The sequence below is a fragment of the Oceanobacillus sp. FSL K6-3682 genome (assembly GCF_037976165.1).
Classification (GTDB): Bacteria; Bacillota; Bacilli; order Bacillales; family Amphibacillaceae; genus Oceanobacillus; species Oceanobacillus sojae.
Genome location: NZ_CP150263.1, coordinates 2,179,708 through 2,199,856, shown reverse-complemented (window position 1 = coordinate 2,199,856; position 20,149 = coordinate 2,179,708). Strand labels below are relative to the sequence as shown.

General features: G+C 37.6%; 17 protein-coding genes and 1 CRISPR repeat array. Of the genes, 3 read left to right on the top strand and 14 right to left on the bottom strand.

Features of this window, described 5'->3' with window-relative positions; translation table 11 throughout:
• Positions 1-11: 11 nt before the first annotated feature.
• On the bottom strand, positions 12-632 hold the full coding sequence (locus tag MHH51_RS10950; RefSeq protein WP_147207945.1) for a succinate dehydrogenase cytochrome b558 subunit: 621 nt from the start codon (positions 630-632) through the stop codon (positions 12-14).
• A 491-nt stretch (positions 633-1,123) separates the two neighbouring features.
• Between MHH51_RS10950 and MHH51_RS10945 the strand changes: the two genes are divergently transcribed.
• Positions 1,124-1,567 (top strand): DUF2507 domain-containing protein, encoded by a 444-nt coding sequence (locus MHH51_RS10945; protein WP_339286064.1) that lies wholly within the window; start codon positions 1,124-1,126, stop codon positions 1,565-1,567.
• Positions 1,568-1,648: 81 nt separating this feature from the next.
• Here the strand turns inward: MHH51_RS10945 and uvrC are convergent, their stop codons facing one another.
• The 12 genes from uvrC to zapA all read right to left on the bottom strand — a co-directional run bounded on the left by uvrC (position 1,649) and on the right by zapA (position 15,310).
• Positions 1,649-3,457: an excinuclease ABC subunit UvrC gene (uvrC, locus tag MHH51_RS10940; protein WP_147207947.1), complete on the bottom strand. Its 1,809-nt coding sequence runs from the start codon at positions 3,455-3,457 to the stop codon at positions 1,649-1,651.
• A 141-nt stretch (positions 3,458-3,598) separates the two neighbouring features.
• Positions 3,599-3,913, bottom strand: a complete 315-nt coding sequence (gene trxA, locus MHH51_RS10935) for a thioredoxin (protein ID WP_147207948.1) — start codon at positions 3,911-3,913, stop codon at positions 3,599-3,601.
• A 183-nt stretch (positions 3,914-4,096) separates the two neighbouring features.
• Positions 4,097-5,071, bottom strand: coding sequence for an electron transfer flavoprotein subunit alpha/FixB family protein (locus MHH51_RS10930; protein ID WP_147207949.1), 975 nt, complete (start codon positions 5,069-5,071; stop codon positions 4,097-4,099).
• A gap of 224 nt (positions 5,072-5,295) precedes the next feature.
• Entirely contained in the window at positions 5,296-6,069 is a 774-nt protein-coding gene (locus tag MHH51_RS10925) for an electron transfer flavoprotein subunit beta/FixA family protein (protein WP_339286061.1), read from the bottom strand.
• Positions 6,070-6,096: 27 nt separating this feature from the next.
• Complete coding sequence (locus MHH51_RS10920) at positions 6,097-6,870, bottom strand: enoyl-CoA hydratase (protein WP_147207951.1); 774 nt, start codon at positions 6,868-6,870, stop codon at positions 6,097-6,099.
• 29 nt (positions 6,871-6,899) lie between these two features.
• Positions 6,900-7,484: a TetR/AcrR family transcriptional regulator gene (locus tag MHH51_RS10915; protein ID WP_339286058.1), complete on the bottom strand. Its 585-nt coding sequence runs from the start codon at positions 7,482-7,484 to the stop codon at positions 6,900-6,902.
• Between the two features lie 148 nt (positions 7,485-7,632).
• Positions 7,633-9,336, bottom strand: coding sequence for a long-chain-fatty-acid--CoA ligase (locus MHH51_RS10910; protein ID WP_339286057.1), 1,704 nt, complete (start codon positions 9,334-9,336; stop codon positions 7,633-7,635).
• A gap of 171 nt (positions 9,337-9,507) precedes the next feature.
• Positions 9,508-9,918, bottom strand: a complete 411-nt coding sequence (locus MHH51_RS10905) for a DUF350 domain-containing protein (protein ID WP_147207954.1) — start codon at positions 9,916-9,918, stop codon at positions 9,508-9,510.
• A gap of 119 nt (positions 9,919-10,037) precedes the next feature.
• The gene (locus tag MHH51_RS10900) at positions 10,038-12,383 is read right to left on the bottom strand and encodes an endonuclease MutS2 (RefSeq protein WP_156985418.1); all 2,346 of its coding nucleotides are present in this window, start codon (positions 12,381-12,383) and stop codon (positions 10,038-10,040) included.
• Positions 12,384-12,534: 151 nt separating this feature from the next.
• Positions 12,535-14,247: a DNA polymerase/3'-5' exonuclease PolX gene (gene polX, locus MHH51_RS10895; protein WP_147207956.1), complete on the bottom strand. Its 1,713-nt coding sequence runs from the start codon at positions 14,245-14,247 to the stop codon at positions 12,535-12,537.
• A 245-nt stretch (positions 14,248-14,492) separates the two neighbouring features.
• On the bottom strand, positions 14,493-15,044 hold the full coding sequence (locus MHH51_RS10890) for a CvpA family protein (RefSeq protein WP_147207957.1): 552 nt from the start codon (positions 15,042-15,044) through the stop codon (positions 14,493-14,495).
• Between the two features lie 5 nt (positions 15,045-15,049).
• On the bottom strand, positions 15,050-15,310 hold the full coding sequence (gene zapA / locus MHH51_RS10885) for a cell division protein ZapA (RefSeq protein ID WP_147207958.1): 261 nt from the start codon (positions 15,308-15,310) through the stop codon (positions 15,050-15,052).
• Positions 15,311-15,439: 129 nt separating this feature from the next.
• Here zapA and rnhC point away from each other — a divergent pair, with 129 nt between their 5' ends.
• Positions 15,440-16,357 (top strand): ribonuclease HIII, encoded by a 918-nt coding sequence (gene rnhC / locus MHH51_RS10880; RefSeq protein ID WP_339286052.1) that lies wholly within the window; start codon positions 15,440-15,442, stop codon positions 16,355-16,357.
• Between the two features lie 15 nt (positions 16,358-16,372).
• On the top strand, positions 16,373-17,065 hold the full coding sequence (ung, locus tag MHH51_RS10875; RefSeq protein ID WP_339286051.1) for a uracil-DNA glycosylase: 693 nt from the start codon (positions 16,373-16,375) through the stop codon (positions 17,063-17,065).
• 334 nt (positions 17,066-17,399) lie between these two features.
• Positions 17,400-17,629: direct repeats of the CRISPR family, unit length 32 nt; unit sequence TTCGCATCCTATATGGGTGCGTGGATTGAAAT.
• A gap of 87 nt (positions 17,630-17,716) precedes the next feature.
• Here the strand turns inward: ung and pheT are convergent.
• On the bottom strand, positions 17,717-20,146 hold the full coding sequence (gene pheT, locus MHH51_RS10870; protein WP_339286050.1) for a phenylalanine--tRNA ligase subunit beta: 2,430 nt from the start codon (positions 20,144-20,146) through the stop codon (positions 17,717-17,719).
• Between the last annotated feature and the right edge of the window lie 3 nt (positions 20,147-20,149).

Genomic DNA, 20,149 nt, shown 5'->3' with positions numbered 1-20,149 from the left:
TTCATTACCTTTTAAATACCATATGCGAATGCAAGTAATGATCTTATACCTAAATAACCGACTGCTAAGAATACAATCAGACACACATACGTGGAAATGCGCTGTGATTTTGGTGTTTGTGTAATTCCCCATGTTACCAGGAAGCTCCATAATCCATTTGCGAAATGGAATACAGCCGAAAGTACTCCGACCACATAGAACCAAAACATCGGTGTGCTGGACAGAATGCCTTCCATAAGGCTATAGTTTACATCTACATTTCCTAAACCAACCTGAACTCTTGTTTCAAATACGTGCCATGCAATGAAGATAACAAGTACAATACCAGTAAACCGCTGTAATGCGAACATCCAGTTACGGAAAAAACCATAACGGCGTGTGCTGTATCTAGATGTAAAAACAATATAAACACCCAGAATTGCATGGAACAAGATAGGTAGATAGATTACCAGTGTCTCCAATACCAATACAAATGGTAATTGATGCATAATACCAGCTGCCGCATTAAACGCTTCTTCCCCATACACAGCAAGATGATTGATGAAAAGATGTTGTACCAGGAAAATACCAATCGGCACAACTCCCAGTAGCGAATGTAGTCTTCTAAAGAAGAACTCGCGCTGCTCTGCCATGTTTACCCCCCTTTAAAACTTAATACCTTAATATATGTATACTATAAAAAATAAAGCGCTTTACAAGAAAGCAAAAAAATGATTTTTTACAGTACAGCCAATAACATCTATTATTGTACTTCTTACAGGGTAAAGCGTCAAGAATTCCCAACCACCTTCTTAAAGAAAGCAAAGCACTATTAATCGAAATAACATTAATAACAAAAACATAATCATGATATCGCTGCTGCTAAAGGAAAAAATACTATTTTTTATACAGGAATGAAATGAAAGATACATGATTCCTAGAAAAAGATTTAGAAAAAGCACAGGTAATGTTATTATAATAGAGGTAATTAAGTTCACTTGTGACTACAGGAGAGGATAGTCTATCAAACATCCTCAGAAAATATTAAAAATTTTAGTATCAATACTTGCTAATTAATAGACGGCAATAGATAATAACCTTAGACATTTAACATGAACGAGACGTGTAGGAAAGGATGAAAGTGGTGCCAAAGTACGACGGTAATCAAAAATTAGATGTAAATGAATTAGAAAAATTACATAGCGATGGTGCGGGATATGATATTTTACGCTATATTGGCTTACCAGAGCTGTTTGGAGAAGAAAAAGAAACACTGCTTTATTTTTTAGGAAGGAATTTAGCTCGCAAATTCGAATTTAGCAGTTTGGAAGATTTAAGTTTATTTTTTGAAAAAATGGGTTTGGGATCATTAGATCTCGTAAAAGATAAGAAGAAAGTAAAAACATTTTATCTTTTGTCCGATGCTATTGTAACTAAACTAAACTCAAAGATTGAAACCGATTTTCGATTAGAAGCTGGAATAATAGCAGAAGTGCTTCAACAATTAGAAGGTGTGGACTGTGAATGCCTTGAATCTGTACACCACCGCCTGAAGCAAATTGAGTTTACAGTTTATATACAAGATTGACATCTTTTTTAAAGTTATACTGAAAGATGCGCCTGTGGAACAGAATAACAAATTATTCAGCTTAAAAAACGATCGCGAAAATTATTCCTTTTCACGATCGTTTTTTTCTTTGTCATGTTCTTTTAAATGCCCGATAATTTCTGTGGCAATATTTTTTGGTATACCTATTTTACGCATCTCTTCTAAAGACGCATTTTTTATTTCTTCTATCGATTTAAAATGCGTTAATAGAAGTACACGGCGCTTTTCGCCAACACCGGGAATACGATCAAGTTCTGATTGAAACAATCCTTTTCCTCTTAATTGTCTGTGGAAAGTAATTGCGAAGCGATGGACCTCATCCTGTATTCGCTGTACTAAATAAAATGCCTGTGACTGACGCTGTAAAGGGATCACTTCAGGCGGATCACCATACAGCAATTCGCTTGTTTTATGACGGTCATCTTTAGCAAGACCGGCAAGTGGAATACTTAAACCAAGCTCGTTCTCTAATACATCTGTTGCTGCTGACATCTGCCCTTTTCCGCCATCTACAATAATTAAATCGGGCAAAGGAAGTTCCTCGCGCAACACTCTCGAATAACGGCGACGTATCACTTCCCGCATTGTATCATAATCATCCGGACCTTTAACATCTCTGATTTTGTATTTCCGATATTCCTTTTTATTTGGTTTTCCATCCTCGAAAACAATCATCGCTGATACAGGGTCTGCCCCCTGAATATTAGAATTATCAAACGCTTCAATCCGATGTGGAATCTCTATATTTAAGTATTTGCCTAAATCCTCTACCGCTTGAAATGTTCTTTCTTCATCACGCTCAATTAATTGGAATTTTTCATTCAAAGCAATTTTTGCATTTTCACAAGCTAATTCTACCATTTCTTTTTTGCGCCCGCGAAGCGGTGTATGAACATTTATTTCTAATAATTTTTCCAGTATTTCATCATCGATACCGATTGGAACAAGTACCTGCTTTGGTTTTAAATGATTTTCATGTAAGTAAAATCTTGCGATAAAGCTAATTATCGTTTCTGCTGCATCATCGTAAAACGGAAATACACTGACATCACGTTCAATTAATTTTCCTTGCCGAATAAAAAAGACCTGTACACACATCCAGCCCTTATCATAACTGTATCCAAAAACATCTCTGTTTATCAGATCGTTTGCAGTCATTTTTTGCTGCTCCATGGTCGCATCAATGTATTGAATCGTATCTCTAAGTTCTTTTGCTCTTTCAAAATTTAATACTTCGCTTGCTTCTGTCATTTCTTTTGTCAAACGGTTACGAATATCTTTAAATCCGCCATGTAAAAAGGAAGTTATCTCTTGGACGATTTCTTGATAAACCTCTTTAGGAGGCGGATTTTTACCGCAGGCTAAGCATTGTCCCATATGATAATAAAGACATGGTCTCCCAGGAGGGTTATTACACTTCCTAAGCGGATATATCCGGTCAAGAAGCTTTTTTGTTTCTCTTGCTGCTATAACGTTAGGGTAAGGACCAAAATATTTCCCTTTGTCTTTTTTTAGCTGTCTTGTGACAATTAACCGCGGATGCCGTTCTGATGTAATTTTTAAATATGGATATGATTTATCATCCTTCAGCATTACATTATATTTAGGATCATATTTTTTTATTAAATTCATTTCTAAAATAAGAGCTTCTATTTCTGAGGATGTAACCATATATTCAAAATCGGCAATCTCTTGTACTAAACGCTGTGTTTTCCGGTCATTTGCTCCACGAAAATAGGAGCGTACACGATTTCTAAGTTTTTTAGATTTCCCTACATAAATAATCGTTCCATGCCTGTCCTTCATCAGATAACAGCCGGGCTGCATTGGAAGAATAGACAGTTTTTTTTCAATTGCTTCATTATTCATATATTACCAGCCCTTTATGCATCAGAAAATCCCTTCTCATCTGTTTGATGACAAAGGGATTCTCTTTTTTCTAATAAATAACAAAAGATTTTGTTCTGCCATCATATTTTATTATGACAGCAAAACGAAGACTTTACTATATTAGGCATGTTTATTAATTAAATCAGTTAATGCCTCTTTAGGTTGGAAACCAATAACTTGGTCTACAACTTCACCGTCTTTAAATAAAAGAAGTGTCGGGATACTCATCACACCAAATTTCCCTGCTGTTTCCTGGTTTTCATCAACATCTAATTTGACGATTTGTACTTTTTCTTCCATTTCTCCATCAATTTCTTCTAGAACAGGAGCAATCATTTTACAAGGTCCGCACCATGGTGCCCAAAAATCTGCAAGAACAAGACCTTCTGCTGTCTCTTCCGTAAAGTTTTGGTCCGTTACATTTTTAATTGCCATTATTTTACCTCCTTAAAACATCATACAGCTTATAATAAGCTTAGTATGAGTATATCACCGTATAAGTATACTTCCTAATAGTTTGCTCGACATATATATATAATAAGCTTTAAAAGGCCTGTGGTGCGTTACTTTTCACAGGCCTTTATCCATTCTTGAACTGAAATAGCAATGTCCAGCTAATTATGCTTTTACTTTTTTAATTTCTTCAATAAGCAGCGGAATCACTTCAAATAAATCGCCTACAATACCATAATCAGCAACATTAAAGATATTTGATTCAGGGTCTTTATTAATAGCAACAATTACTTTTGAGTTAGACATTCCTGCTAAATGCTGAATAGCACCAGAAATACCTACAGCAATATATAAATCAGGGGTCACTACTTTTCCAGTCTGCCCAATTTGCAGCGCATAATCACAATAGTCTGCATCACAAGCTCCGCGGGAAGCCCCCACAGCGCCGCCCAGCACTTCCGCAAGCTCATACAGCGGCTTAAATCCGTCTGCACTTTTTACTCCGCGTCCGCCTGCTACTATCACGTTTGCTTCTGAAAGATCCACACCTTCAGATGCTTTACGTACAACTTCTTTAACAATCGTACGTAAATCTTTAATATCTACATCCTTGGCTGTTACATCACCGGACCTTGATGTATCCTTTTCAAGTGCAGGTATATTATTGGGCCGGATAGTTACAAATGTGAAATCATCTTCAAATGCTTTTTTCTCAAATGCTTTTCCAGAATAAATTGGCCGGATATAAACTGCATCGTCTCCATCTTTTTCAATGTCTACAACATCTGAGATTAGTCCTGCAGATAAGCGGCTAGCAATTTTTGGTGTTAAATCCTTTCCAATTGAAGTGTGCCCCATAACAATCCCGTTTGGAGATAACTCATCAATAATCTCTAAAATTGCCTGTCCATATCCTTCTGATGTATATTCTTTCAAATTTTCGTGTGTGACAGTTATGACACTATCAGCTCCATGAGCAATAAATTCTTCACCTGCGCTTGTCAAATCATTGTCACTGAGCAGCACTCCTACGATTTCAGCATCAGCACTAATTTGTTTTGCTGCTGCAATTGCCTCGAAGGAAACATTTCTTATATCATTATCTCTTACTTCACCAATCACTAGTAACTTGTCACTCATTGTTATTATCCCCTTTCACTATCAGCTGCATTAAATTACGTGTTCAAAAAGTTCGATGAAAAGGACCAAGAAGTTCAAGGCGACGAGCTTTTTCCAAACGGAGCGTATGTTTTTAAATACGTGAGTAACGCTTTTGGTGGGACGAGTAATCGCAGTCCCATTGGAAAAAATCGTCAACGTAGAAATTCGCAGTGTCATTTTTATTGGACTTTTTGAACATCCTGTTAAAGTACTTTTTTGTCATTTTTCAACAAGGACACAAGCTCCTTCACCTGATCCGCTATTTCTCCTTCTAACACCTTACCGGCTTCTTTTTCCGGCGGCAGATAAATATCAATTGTTTTTGTTTTAGCTTCCACATCATCTTCGTCCAGGTCTAAATCGTCAATTTCCAATTCTTCAAGTGGTTTTTTCTTCGCTTTCATAATTCCCGGCAAAGACGGATAGCGTGGATCATTTAAACCCTGCTGGCACGTAACTAATAAAGGCAGACTTGTTTCAATAACCTCCACGTCACCCTCTACATCCTTTTCAATCGATACTGCAGCGCCATCTATGGACAAACTGGTTATGGTTGTAACATAAGGTATGCCCAAAAGCTCTGCAAGTCTTGGGCCAACCTGACCGCTTGCTTCATCAATAGCAACATTTCCCGCTAAAATTAAATCAGCATCCTTACCTTCAAAATAAGCCTCTAAAATTTTCGCAGTAGTAAATTGGTCTCCATCTTCTAGATCTTCGTCTGTATTAATAAGAACGGCTTTGTCTGCTCCCATCGCAAGTGCTGTTCGGAGCTGTTTTTCAGAATCTTCGTCTCCAATAGTAACTACAGTTATTTCACCGTCATGGGCGTCTCTTTGTACAATTGCTTCTTCTATTGCATATTCATCGTAAGGATTAATGATAAATTCTGCACCATCATCTTCAATTCTGCCACCTTGAACAGTAATTTTTTCTTCTGTATCAAATGTTTTCTTTAATAATACATAAATATTCATTCTTTTTTCCTCCTAACAAACTAGAATCTATTTATCTTGAAAATTAGCTGCTCTTTTTTCTATAAAAGCGCTTACACCTTCTTTAGCATCATCAGAGCCAAAAATCTCACCAAACAAACTGGCTTCCTTTTTAACTCCTTCTTTAAATTGGCTCGTATTTGCATACGGAATCAGCTTCATAATCCGGTTAATTCCCGGCTTGCTTTTTGCAGCAATCTTTCCGGCTAATTTACGAACCGCTTCTTCAAGCTCTCCTTCTTCAAATGTCCGGTTAACCAATCCCCACTCCTCAGCCTGCTTTCCGGAAATGGGTTCTCCAGTTAAAATCATTTCGTATGCTCTCGCATTTCCTACATAACGCGGTAACCGCTGCGTTCCTGCAAATCCAGGAATAATCCCTAAATTCATTTCTGGGAGACCTATTTTTGCATTAGCTGTTGCATACCTTATATGACAAGCCATAGCAAGTTCCAGTCCTCCACCTAACGCGGCCCCATGTATAGATGCAATGACCGGAAGCGGAAAATGCTCTATCTTGCTAAAAATATCCTGGCCATTCTTTGCTAAAGTTTCATACTCAGACGCTTCTTGAAGAGAGGTGAATTCTTTAATATCTGCCCCTGCTGAGAAAAACTTGCCTTCCCCCTGCAAGACTATCACTTTCGCTTCATCACCTTTTTCAATCTGTGTTAACAGCTCATCCAGCTTCGCAATAATTTTTGAAGATAACGCATTTGCAGGAGGGCTTTTAATCGTTAAATAAGCAACCTTCTCTGCAGTTTTTAAATCAATAATGGACAAGACTACCACTCCTTTTTTGTTTTAACCGCTTATTTAGAAGCTAAAGCACTGGCCAGCATTCTGTGGATTTCTGGTACCATGTCAACAAGAGTATATTTCTGTTCCTTCATAACCCAATTTGTCACAATCTCATCTAGCGTTCCGAAGATCATTTGCCTTACTAAAGGCATATTAAGATCTTCTTTAAATTGATGCTGATCGATTCCTTTTTGGATAATACCATCAATCACTTTTAAATAAGGCTTCAGAACTTGATTAATTTGCAGTCTTAGAGAAATGTTTGATTGCCTCAACTCCAGCTGTGTTACGATTGCTAAATAATAATCAGAAGACAACTGCCTGAAATGCATTTCAATCAATGTATATAATTGATCTGAAGCGGACTCACTGCCTTCAATCGCTTTAGCTATCCGTTCAATAAATTCTCCCATTTTTTCTTCAAATAGTGATACAAGAATATGCTCCTTATTTTTAAAATATAAATAAATTGTACCGTCAGCAACATTCGCTTCCTTGGCTATTTTTGAAACTTGTGATCCGTGGTAACCATTCTCAGCAATTACTTTCACAGCAGCTTCAATAATTTGGTGATATTTTGGCTTTTGGTTATTCATAATTTTCTCCTTGATTGTATATTAAAAAATGAGTGAATAGTCATTCATATTTTTAATATACAATCCTTGCAGTTTAATGTCAATGAAAAACTAGTTTATCTTATCAGATTTTAAAACATCCTCTAAAAAGAAAAAAAGAGCACGAGGCTCAAACAGATGGTGCTTCTTGTTTCTGTTTCTCTTCGTCTACCAGTTTTCTTCTTAAGATTTTTCCAACTGCTGTTTTCGGTAACTCATCACGAAATTCATAAATTCTTGGTACTTTATAGCTTGCCAGATGTTCTCTTGCATACTCATTTAATTCTTCTTCCGTTAAGCTTGTGCCCTCTTTCAGGACGATATATGCCTTTACAGTCTCACCTCTGTATGCATCTGGTATTCCTGCCACTACAGTTTCCTGAATAGCCTCATGTTCATATAATACTTCTTCAATTTCCCTTGGATAGATATTAAAGCCACCGGCGATAATCATATCCTTCTTCCTATCGACTACATAAAAATAGCCTCTTTCATCCACATAACCCAGATCACCGGTTAACAGCCAGCCATCCTTTAAGCTATTTGCTGTCTCATCTTCATTATTCCAGTATCCTTTCATGATTTGCGGACCTTTCACAGCAATTTCTCCTATTTCTCCCATTGGAAGCTCTTCTAAGCCGTCACTACTCATTTGAACAATTTTTGCATCCGTATCCGGCCATGGAACACCGATACTGCCATTAATACGTTCCGCATATACAAAATTTGCATGTGTTACAGGAGATGATTCAGTCAACCCATATCCTTCTACCAGCTTTCCTCCGGTAATTCTTTCAAAACGTTCCTGGATTTCAATAGGTAAAGGAGCTGAACCACTAATACATGCTTCGATAGAGGATAAATCATATTTCTCTATATCAGGGTGGTTTAAGAGACCGATATAGATAGTTGGAGCACCTGGAAAAAGATTTGGTTTTTGTTTATCAATTACCTTTAATAAATCACCTGCATCAAATTTTGGTATAAGAATAATTTTTGCTGCTTTTTTAATCGCAAAATTCATGACTGCTGTCATCCCATATACGTGAAAGAATGGAAGAATACCAACAACTGAATCTTGTTTGTCTTTTTTTGCACTTCCAGAAAGCCAGGTTTCACACATCTGTACGTTTGAGCTCAAATTATAATGAGTCAGCATAACTCCCTTTGGGTTCCCTGTTGTTCCGCCGGTATATTGCAGGAGAGCTAGATCTTCCATAGGATCAATGGATGATTCTAAATAGTCAGCAACGGATTGTTCCATTATTTTCTTCCATACATGTGTATCATTACCAGGTTCCACTTTGACAACCATATTATATTCCCGTTTCTGTATAAAAGGATAGATCACGTTTTTGGGAAATGGAAGATAGTCCTTGATACCTGTTACAATGACATGCTCTAATGGAGTATGATTACGAACACTATTCACACGTGGAAATAATATATCTAAACAAATAATTGCTCTGGCCTGTGAATCATTCATTTGAAAGATTAGTTCTCTTTCTTTATAAAGCGGGTTCGTGGGAACAGCGATAGCTCCTGCCATTAAAATACCATAGTAACTGATTACAGCCTGAGGTGTATTCGGTAAAAAAATAGCAACCCTGTCTCCTTTTCGAATACCAATAGATTGCAGGTAATTTGCTATTTTTTTCGATTCTTCATAAAGCTCTTTATATGTTATTTCTTTCCCCATAAAATAAAGCGCTTTCTTTTCTCCGTACTGATGAGCGGCATCGATTAAATATTGATACAGAGGACACTTATCATACTCCATTGTTAACGGTATATCTTCGGGATAACGATCATGCCAAAGTCTTTTCTCCACCATTAAATCACTCCTCCTTTAGTATAGTATATACCTATTATAACGATTAATTTCTATTTTTGAAAATATTATCTAAATTTTAGAGAAATAAGTAGATAATTCCTACCACGAAAAAAATGATTCCTACTGCCATTAATATCTTTGCTAAACGTTCAAATACCAAAATTTCCACTCCTAACCTACTATACTGGCTCCAATAACATAAGCTAACCCTACTGAAATAACCATAGAGATAAACCCGACAGCCTTATTGCCATTACCAATTTCTTCATCAACTTTCATAAATGGGGTTAAAAATTCAAAGAACAGATACCCGGCTATTAATAAGATAAAACCAAATACGCCCCAGCCCATAGAAACTAATAATCGATCATTATGTTCAATAGAAAATCTGAAAATCATTGCTATACCAAATAGTTTACCGCCTGTAGCCATAGCAACGGCTATGTTTCCATTTTTAATTTCCTCCCAGTTTTTATAGGAAGTCACCAGCTCAAATATTGCTAAAAATAGTAGTGTTGATAAGATAAACACACTATATCTTGCTGCCGTTATTACTAAAATATTTTCCCAAAAGCCTTCCATTTTCTTCGCTCCTTCATTGGGAAAAAAGGGATCAATTGTAATGGTATGCTATCCATTCTCAATAATATATTGATTAATCCCTTTTTTCAACGTCCATTAACATTTAAATAAATTACCTCTTATTCAAAACGAATTATCGTAACACCGCTTCCGCCTTCTCCAGCTTCACCTGACCTGGAGCCTTTAATATGCGGATGCCGCTTAACGAATTCCTGAACCCCTTTTCGTAATGCGCCGGTTCCTTTGCCATGAATAATTGATGCCTGAGCATATCCAGCCAGTAATACATCGTCAACATACTTTTCCAGTTTGTGTATTGCGTCCTCATAACGCTCGCCGCGCAGGTCTAATTCTGTTTTTACGTGCTGATTACTCCCTCTTACAGTAGCCACTGGTTCCGCCTGTTTCTTTTTCTTCTTCTTAACAAGCTCTAAATCAGATCTTTTCACCTTTACCTTCATAATGCCGACCTGTACCATGTATTCCTTATCATTAACTTTACTGACAACCTCGCCAAGCTGATTCACCGTAAGAAGTTTAATTTCATCTCCTGGCTTTAACTCGCTCTCTTCCTGCTTCTTTTCAAGAGATACAGCTGGTTTTTCTTTGCTCAGGTTGGGCATTGCTTCATCAAGCATTTTTCTGGCTTCTATCCATTCATGCTCTTTCATTCCGGATTGGTTTTTCATATTCCGCATCATCTGAACAATTTCTTCTGCTTCTTGACGCGCTTTAAGCAATGCTTTTTCTGCTTTTTCCTCTGTTCTTTCATAAATTTGTTGTTTGCGATCTTCCCACCTGCTCATTGCTTTCTTCAGTTCAGCATGAAGTTTTTCGCTCTCTTCAAGGAGCTCATGGGCTTTTTCATAATCTCTTTCAGCCTCTGTATGGGATTGTTCTAAAGAAGCAATCATATTTTCCACCTGATGTGAATCTACTCCAATCAGCTGCTTGGCATGATTAATCATTGTCTCATCAAGGCCGAGCCGTTTTGAAATCTCAAATGCATTACTGCGCCCCGGAACTCCTATTAGTAATCGATAGGTAGGTCTTAAGGTTTCTATATTAAACTCAACGGAAGCATTGACAACTTGTTTCCGGTTGAATCCATAAGCTTTTAACTCCGGGTAGTGCGTTGTAGCAATGACACTTGCATTCTTTGAAAGAACTTCATCAAGAATGGACATCGCTAAAGCAGCCCCTTCTTGAGGATCTGTACCTGAACCCAATTCATCAAATAAAACAAGTGACTGATCTGTTACATGTTTCATAATTTCTACAATATTAGTCATATGTGATGAAAAAGTACTTAAGTTCTGTTCAATGGACTGTTCATCACCAATATCAGCAAAAACCTCATCAAATACCGGCATTTCACAGCCATCCAGCGCCGGCACCTGCAACCCTGATTGAGCCATCAATGTACAGAGACCAATCATTTTTAATGTTACTGTTTTTCCGCCTGTGTTTGGTCCAGTAATAACAATAGCCTGGAAGTCTTCTCCCATTTCAATATCATTAGCAACAACCTGATCTTCCGGGATATATGGATGTCTTGCCTGTTGCATCTTTATATAACCATTTATATTCATCTTAGGCCTTACAGCATGCATTTTTTGTGCAAGTTTTCCCCGGGCACTTATAAAATCAATTTGCGAAAGCCAGTATACATTATTCAAAAGCTCCTGTTCATAGGAAGCAATATGGCCGCTCAGCTCTTTTAAAATACGGTCTATTTCCTGCTTTTCTTTAGAAAATAAATCCTGTAATTTATTATTCATATCTACGATTGCTTTAGGCTCCATAAATAACGTCTGTCCCGATGATGACTGATCATGAACAATACCGCCAATAGCACCGCGATACTCTTGTTTTACCGGTAAAACATAACGGTCATTCCGAATGGTGATAATAGCATCTGAAAGCATTTTGCTGTTAGAGCGTGTATAACTTTCCAGCTTGCTCCGCACACTGCTCTCGTAAGTGCGAATGGAGCTGCGGATGGAACGCAAAACTGAAGAAGCTCCGTCCATAATATGACCATGATCATCAATACAGCTATTAATATGCTGCTCTAAATCACGAATTGCAATAATATTTGATGCAGCAGATTGAAGAATTGGTATTTCTAAATCCTCCACCTGCTCCAAAAAGCTTTTTGCTTGCCGGCCGCCATACAAAGTATCACCAATGCGCAAAACCTCATCTGCAGCCAAAATACTGCCTATTGCACTTCGCTTCACGCTGGGACGTATATCCGATATACCCCCTAAAGGAATCACCTTATTCAGCCGGAAAATTTGTACTGCTTCATCTGTCTGTGCTTGTAATTCCTCCACTTCTTCCAGCGAGGAATTAGGGCGTATCTTAGATGCTAAATCCTTTCCGATAGAGGTTTCAGCTTGATCACACACCATTTCAGCAAGGCGATGAAATTCTAGCGTTTTTAACACGCGTTCATTCATTTTAAAACCCTCTTTTATTAAAAATTATTTTTATATTAGTAAGATAAGTTTGTTGCTATTTTGTTTCCTTATTATATTTATATAATTAATTTCACCCATAAATTTTAGTGGTAGCCCATTAAAAGAAAATACAATTTCATTTATAAAATTTTCATTTTCCCCGGTTAAAAAATGTGATTAGTTCTTCTTTTGACCATGTGTTGATAACAGTAGATGGTTTAATCCATCCTTTGCGGGCCGTTGCTACGCCATATTTCATATGCTCAAGCATTTGATAATTATGTGCGTCAGTATCAATAACCAGTTTAACGCCTGCTTCCTGTGCTTTTTTAGCCCATTCGTGGGATAAATCCAAACGATTTGGATTAGCGTTGATTTCTAAAGCCGTATTTGTTTCTTTCGCTTTTTCAATCAACTTCTTTAAATTCACTCTATACCCATCTCTTCTGCCAATAAGTCTTCCTGTCGGGTGAGCAATAATGGATACGTATGGGTTTTCCAATGCATTATTTAACCTGTGCATAATATCTTCTTCTGATTGTTGAAAGCTGGAATGAATCGCACCAATAACAAAATCCATTTCTTTTAGAAAATCATCATCAAAATCCAGGCTTCCATCCGGCAAAATATCCATTTCCACACCGGAAAATATCTGGAAATCCGGATATTTTTCATTTAAAGCATTAATTTCTTCCCGCTGCTTCCGAAGCCGTTCTTCATTTAATCCGTTCGCTACCCGCAAATATTTAGAGTGATCTGTTATTGCCATATAGGAATAACCCATACTCTTCACTTTTTCAACCATTTCGTCCAAAGATTGCGCGCCGTCACTCCAGGTGGTGTGCATATGCAAATCTCCCTGAATATCAGAAAGCTGGATTAATTCCTGTTTATCTTTAAATATTTCTACTTCTCCCGTATTTTCACGAACCTCCGGAGGAATAAAGTGCAAACCGAAATGTTTGAAAAAAGATTCTTCAGTTTCAAATTGAAGTGTCTCCCCTGTTTCTTCTATCTCCACACCATATTCACTGATTTTTTCACCACGTGATTTTGCTAATTGCCGCATGGCCACATTATGGTCCTTTGAGCCAGTAAAATGGTGTAGAGTGGAAGCAAACTCCCCATCAGAAACCAGACGAAAATCAACATTAATATCATAAACCTCTTCCAAAGTGATAGATACCTTTGTATCTCCTTTAGCGATAACATTTTTGATGGAAGGAAATTTTATTAACGCTTCTTTTACTTCCTCTGCGTTGTCACTAGCAATGATAAAATCAAGATCTTTAACTGTCTCACGCATACGCCGGATGCTTCCCGCCTGAGAATAGCGGATAATACCAGTGATATCATTTAAGTAAGCTTCCACCTTTTCTGCGATCGGAAGCATAATTGCTACAGGAATTCGTTCTGGTCTCTTGCCAGCTTCCTCTATCGCTGTAACAATTTTCTCCACAGATTTTTTGCCAAATCCGGGTAAAGCCTCCACCTTTCCGGACAGACAAGCTTCTTTTAAAGTGTCAGCGTCCACCACGCCTAATTCTTGATAAAGCTTAGACAGTTTCTTTCCTCCAAGTCCAGGTAAGTCCAATAAGGGGACAAGCCCAGCAGGAACCTCTTTCTCCAATTGTTCCAGTGTTTCCGAATGACCTGCTTCAATAAATTCTGTAATTACTGCAGCAGTTCCTTTTCCAATGCCTTTCATCTTAGTAAAGTCATCTATTTCACTCAAGCTGCGGTCATCTGTCTCAATAGCCTGCGCAGCCTTTCGATAAGCACTTATTTTAAAAGGGTTTTCCCCCTTCAGCTCCATATAAACTGCTATTTTCTCCAGCAAACGAATAATATCTTTTTTATTCATATACTTTCCCCTATTCTGTCACCATTTACATAAACAAAACTTCCTTTTGTGGATTTTTCTTTATACACGGAAGGTTTGATAAGTTAATAAGGAGATGAAATACTTGTTTTCCCAATTTGTTTAAACATATTTCTTCAATCTGCCACATTGGAAATTACAGGCATTCCTATCGTAACAAAACTGACCCAAGCTAGTTTAGTCTGAGTCAGTTTTGCTTATTATCATCATGTTCATGGTCTGCTATTTTATTTAGTCAAAGATTCCGTCAAATTAAACCATAATTCAAAAATACGTTCTGAAAAATACGGTGTATGCTCAATGATCCGCATCGCCAGTGAAGATCCTTGAATCGCTTCCTGTACACCGCCAACCGGTGTTAGGGCCAGGATATATAAAATAATAAAGCTGATTAAATATAATTCAACAAAGCCAAGTGCAGCTCCTAAGATTTTGTTAACAAAGCTGATGATTGGTATCGCAGCTACAAAATCTAACATCGAAGCAATAATTTGCAAAATAAACTTCACTGCAAAGAAAATAATCGCAAAGGCGATAGCATTATAAAATGCGTTTTCTATAGGCAGGTTTTCCAAAAACGATGACCAGGCTCCTTCTCCTGAAAGGTCCGGATAAGGAATATAAAGAGAAAGTCTTTCTCCGAATGGGCGGAAGTACATTACCGCAACAATAAAAGCAATAATAAAACCTGTTAAATGAAATAACTGAAGAATAAACCCTCTTTTTAACCCCATCATTATTCCAAATAACAGAAGAATAATTAAAATTAAGTTAATCATGTTTGTTAGTCCTCTTTCTTTCGTAGTGAACCTAAAAGTGTCGCATAGTCTTCTTTTAGTTTTAAATAATCGTTCATTGTATTTACAGCTGTTAATACTGCTAAACTGGCTGTATCTAATTGTTTATTTGCATCATGGATTTCATTCATTTTTTGATCGACTAGATTTGCCACTAATTGAACATGGCGTTCTGATTCTGTACCAATAATATGGTAGGTTCGATTATATATTTCAACAGTAACGCGTTTTTTCTCATTGTCTGTCATTTTTTGCTGCCTCCTGTGCAACGATGATTCTTTTATATATTAACATGAACTTTGCTTAAAAAGAAGTATTTCAAAATCCCGCTATTTTTGCTATAGTCTTAGGTATCTAATGATTGGAGGAATGAAGCTTTGGGCCAAGAAGTATTAACATTAGCTGCACCTAAAATAAAAGAAATGAAAAAGCATTATCACGCTTACTTAGAGAAAACACCCCAGGGAGCTGTCTTCCGGGCAAAAACACCTTTTGCTGTTATCACAGCGTACCATTCCGGCAAAGTTCTTTTTCAAGGAAGCCAGCCAGAGAAGGAAAGCACCCAATGGAAGAGTAAATCTGCCATTACACAAGCAAAAAAAACAAAGCATTCCCCAAATATCGACACAGCTATTTTCCAAAAGAATCATATTGGTTCGGACGAGTCCGGTACTGGCGATTACTTTGGGCCGATTACTGTTGCTGCAGTTTTCGCAACAAAAGAGCAGCAATTCCAACTAAAACAGCTCGGAGTTGTAGACTCTAAAAATTTAAAGGACGATGTTATACAAGACATTGCGCAAGAAATCTTAAAGCTCCCTATTTCATATACAATTCTTAAATTAGGGAACGAAAAATATAATCATCTGCAAAATAAAGGATGGTCTCAAGGAAAGATGAAAGCGATGCTGCATCATCACGCTATTGATAGATTGATCAAAAAACTTAATGGATCAGCTTACGGCGGAATAGTAATTGATCAGTTTTGTGAACCTGCTGTATATAAGCGTTACCTGCAATCGGAAGCATTAAAGCTTCATGAAAATACCACCTTTATTACCAAAGCAGAGAGTCATTCTATTAATGTTGCTGCAGCTTCTATTTTAGCAAGAGCCCGGTTTGTTACTGCTATGGATAAATTATCAGAAGAAGCCGGGATAATTTTGCCAAAGGGTGCCTCCAGTAAAGTAGATAAAGTGGCAGCAAATTATATAAGAACTCACGGCGAACAGCAGCTTGGACATGTAGCGAAACTTCATTTTGCCAACACAAACAAAGCAAAGAAATACTTATAAGAATGAGGTGACATAATGAATATACCTTTAAAGAACGATTGGGAACAAGTTTTAAAGCAAGAATTTCAAAAAGACTACTATAAACACTTACGGGAATTCCTAAAAAAAGAATACAGTTCACACACAATTTATCCAGATATGTACGATATTTTTAATGCATTGCATTTTACGGATTTTCAAAAAGTAAAGGTTGTTATTTTAGGCCAGGATCCTTATCATGGCCCCCACCAGGCACATGGTCTTAGCTTTTCTGTACAACCCGGTGTTCCGGTTCCTCCTTCATTAAAAAATATGTATCAGGAGCTCGCTGCCGATGTCGATTTTAAGATTCCTTCTCATGGCTACCTGAAAGCGTGGGCAGATCAGGGAGTACTTCTGCTTAACAATGTTCTGACCGTCCGGGCACATCAGGCACATTCTCATAAAAATAAAGGCTGGGAGCAATTTACTAATCAGGTGATTTATTCTTTAAATCAGAAGGATCACCCAGTTGTGTTCTTATTATGGGGAGCAGCAGCACAGAAAAAAGTGGAATTAATTGATACGGATAAGCATTATGTTTTAAAAGCTCCGCATCCAAGTCCTTTATCAGCACATCGCGGTTTTTTTGGATGCCGTCACTTTTCAAAAACAAACGCTATTTTAAAACAGGAAAATCTTACTCCTATCGATTGGCAGCTTCCTATGAATGTGAATACGGATAATTGATTTATTGCCAGATTAAAATTGAAATATGCTTGATTTTCTTTAGGGAAAGTCTTTTATAAGCTGGGTTGTTGAAAAGATAATAAAGTCAAAAGTGTTTATGATAAAATAGTATTATTCATTATTTCCGCATACCTTGAAATTTTTTATCTTACTTTTATTTGATCAGGTGCTAACCCAAAGCAAACATAGATTATTAAGGAGATTAGCACCTGTTGATTTATAAAGGTTTTTCCTCTTGTTTCTATGAAATTAATACAAAATATCAGGAGTAAAATACAGGTTAGCACTTTTGTATATATAAACCCTTGCTGTATATAGAGAATTTATGTGCGCTTTCGCATCCTATATGGGTGCGTGGATTGAAATCCGGGATGTTGTCCAAGGTGGGTTTAACCAACATTCGCATCCTATATGGGTGCGTGGATTGAAATAGCTTTATTTGCCGTCTCCATATCAAATGCAGCTTCGCATCCTATATGGGTGCGTGGATTGAAATCCTCAAATCTAAATCTGCCCTGATTGTTTCAGTAGCTTCGCATCCTATATGGGTGCGTGGATTGAAATGTGGAAATTGATAATCAACAGACTATAAACAAAAGCCGCCGTCACAGCTTTAGGAAAAGTAGTGACAGCGGCTTTCTTTTATTCTGATTATGAGCGGACATAAGATCCGAATTGATTATTTACTTTTTCAATAATCTCCTGATAAGAAGCATCCACTTCATCATCCTTTAACGTACGGCTCGGGTCCTGGTATAGAAGACGGTAAGCAACAGATTTTTTACCTTCTTCCATATGCTCTCCCTGATAGACATCAAATATAGATACCTCTTTTACCAATGGAGCTCCGATTTCCTTGATAACTGCCTGAACATCACCGGCAGGAATATCATTGTCCAGGATAAAAGCAATATCCCTGGTCACAGATGGATAGCGCGGAATATCTGTGAATGAAGGTGTCAGCTGATGAACTGCGAACACAGATTCCAGATCTATTTCAAAGACATATGTTTCCTTCACATCAAAATCTTTTGCAGTCAGTGGATGAACCTGGCCAACATAGCCAATGCCCTTTCCATTTAACCTGATTTCTGCACAGCGTCCCGGGTGCATATCTTCCATTTTTATTTGTACAAAGGTAACATTCAATTCTAAATGTGCAAACAAGCCTTCAACAATTCCTTTAGCTACATAAAAGTCAACCGGCTTCTTCTCCTGCTGCCATGGATGATTATGCCATAGACCGGTTAAGGCGCCGGCAACATGCAGGTTTTCAATTGGCTGATTTGTTATCTCCTCTTCACGGGAAATAAATACCTTACCAATTTCATAATAAGCTAAATCTGTTTGTGTCCTGGCTACATTATGCTGCAATACGCGAAGCATTTCCGGAATAAGACTTAACCGCAGATGACTGTGCTCTTCACTCATTGGCATTGCCAGCCCGACAGAGTAAGCAGGCTTTTCTTCAATATCCGGTGTTAAGAATCGCTTTGCATCCTTTTCGTTTGTTAAAGAGTAGGTTAATGTTTCCATTAGCCCGGCACTTGATAAATAATTTTTAATTTCCCGCTGTAATAGCTGGATATCAGTTAAACCGCCAGCCTGAACCCAGCCTTGAGGAATCGTATATGGTAAATGATCATAACCATAAATACGGATTACCTCTTCCAGAATATCTTCAAAAATAGAAATATCAAGACGGCGGGTCGGTACTTGAACAATAATTTCTTCTCCATTTTTACTGAATTCAAATTGTAAGCGTGACAAGACAGAGGCCACATCTTTTTCGTCCAATTCCATTCCTAATCGCTGATTTATTTTTGCTGTTGTAACTGTGACAGATTTCTCTGATTTATCCAGCTCATCTACTTCTACAACACCACCTGCAATTTTTCCATTTGCATATTTTTGAAGCAGGCTGCATGCACGTATTCCAGCACGTTTTACGCGATTTGGATCAACACCTTTTTCAAAGCGGGTGCTTGATTCACTGCGCAATCCTGTTTGCTTCACTGTATGGCGTACAGAAGCTGAATTAAAATACGCTGCTTCCAACAGGAGGTTCGTTGTTTCATCTGTTACCTCGGAATCAGCTCCTCCCATTACTCCAGCTAAAGCAACAGGCTCTTTTCCATTCGTGATAACAAGATTGTTTTCGTTTAATTGACGTTCCTGATCGTCTAAAGTAACCATTGTTTCATTTACTTTTCCTTGACGGATGACTACCTGCTTCGATCCAAATTGATCATAATCAAACGCATGGAGCGGCTGCCCGTATTCTAATAAAACAAAGTTAGTAATATCCACTACATTGTTAATTGGACGAATACCTGATGCCATTAAGTAGTTGCGCATCCATAATGGAGCCGGTTTTATTTCCACGTCTCTAATTATAAAAGCACCGTAATATGGATTATTTTCAATGGAATCAATTTTTACATCGATATAATCTTTTGCTTCTATAGATTCGTCAACAGTCAGATTTTCATCAGGCAGTTCCATTGGCTGATTTAAAATTGCTGCCACCTCGTATGCCACACCAAGCATACTTAATGCATCCGGCCGGTTTGCCAGTACATCCAAATCTAAAATGGCGTCATCCAGGTTCAATAATTCCTGTACAGGTACACCTACTTCTGCATCTTCAGGGAAAACAAAGATTCCTTCTGCGACATCAACAGGAATGTATTTTTCATCTAACCCAAGCTCCTGCAGGGAACAAATCATTCCATTTGATTCTACACCACGCAGCTTCACTTTCTTGATTTTCATACCATTTGGAAGCTTTGCACCGGGCTTTGCAACAGCAACCTTCTGCCCCGATCCAACGTTTGGCGCACCACAGATGATTTGCAGAGACTCTTCTCCAACATCCACCTGACATAAGTTTAATTTATCTGCGTCTGGATGCTTTTCGCAGGATTTCACATATCCAACTACAATATTTTCACTTTTGGGAGCCAGATATTCAATCCCTTCTACTTCAATACCAGACCGTGTTATTTTTTCTGCTAATTCTTCTGGTGTTACATTATCTAAATTGACATAATTTCGTAACCAATTATAGGAAACAAGCATGTA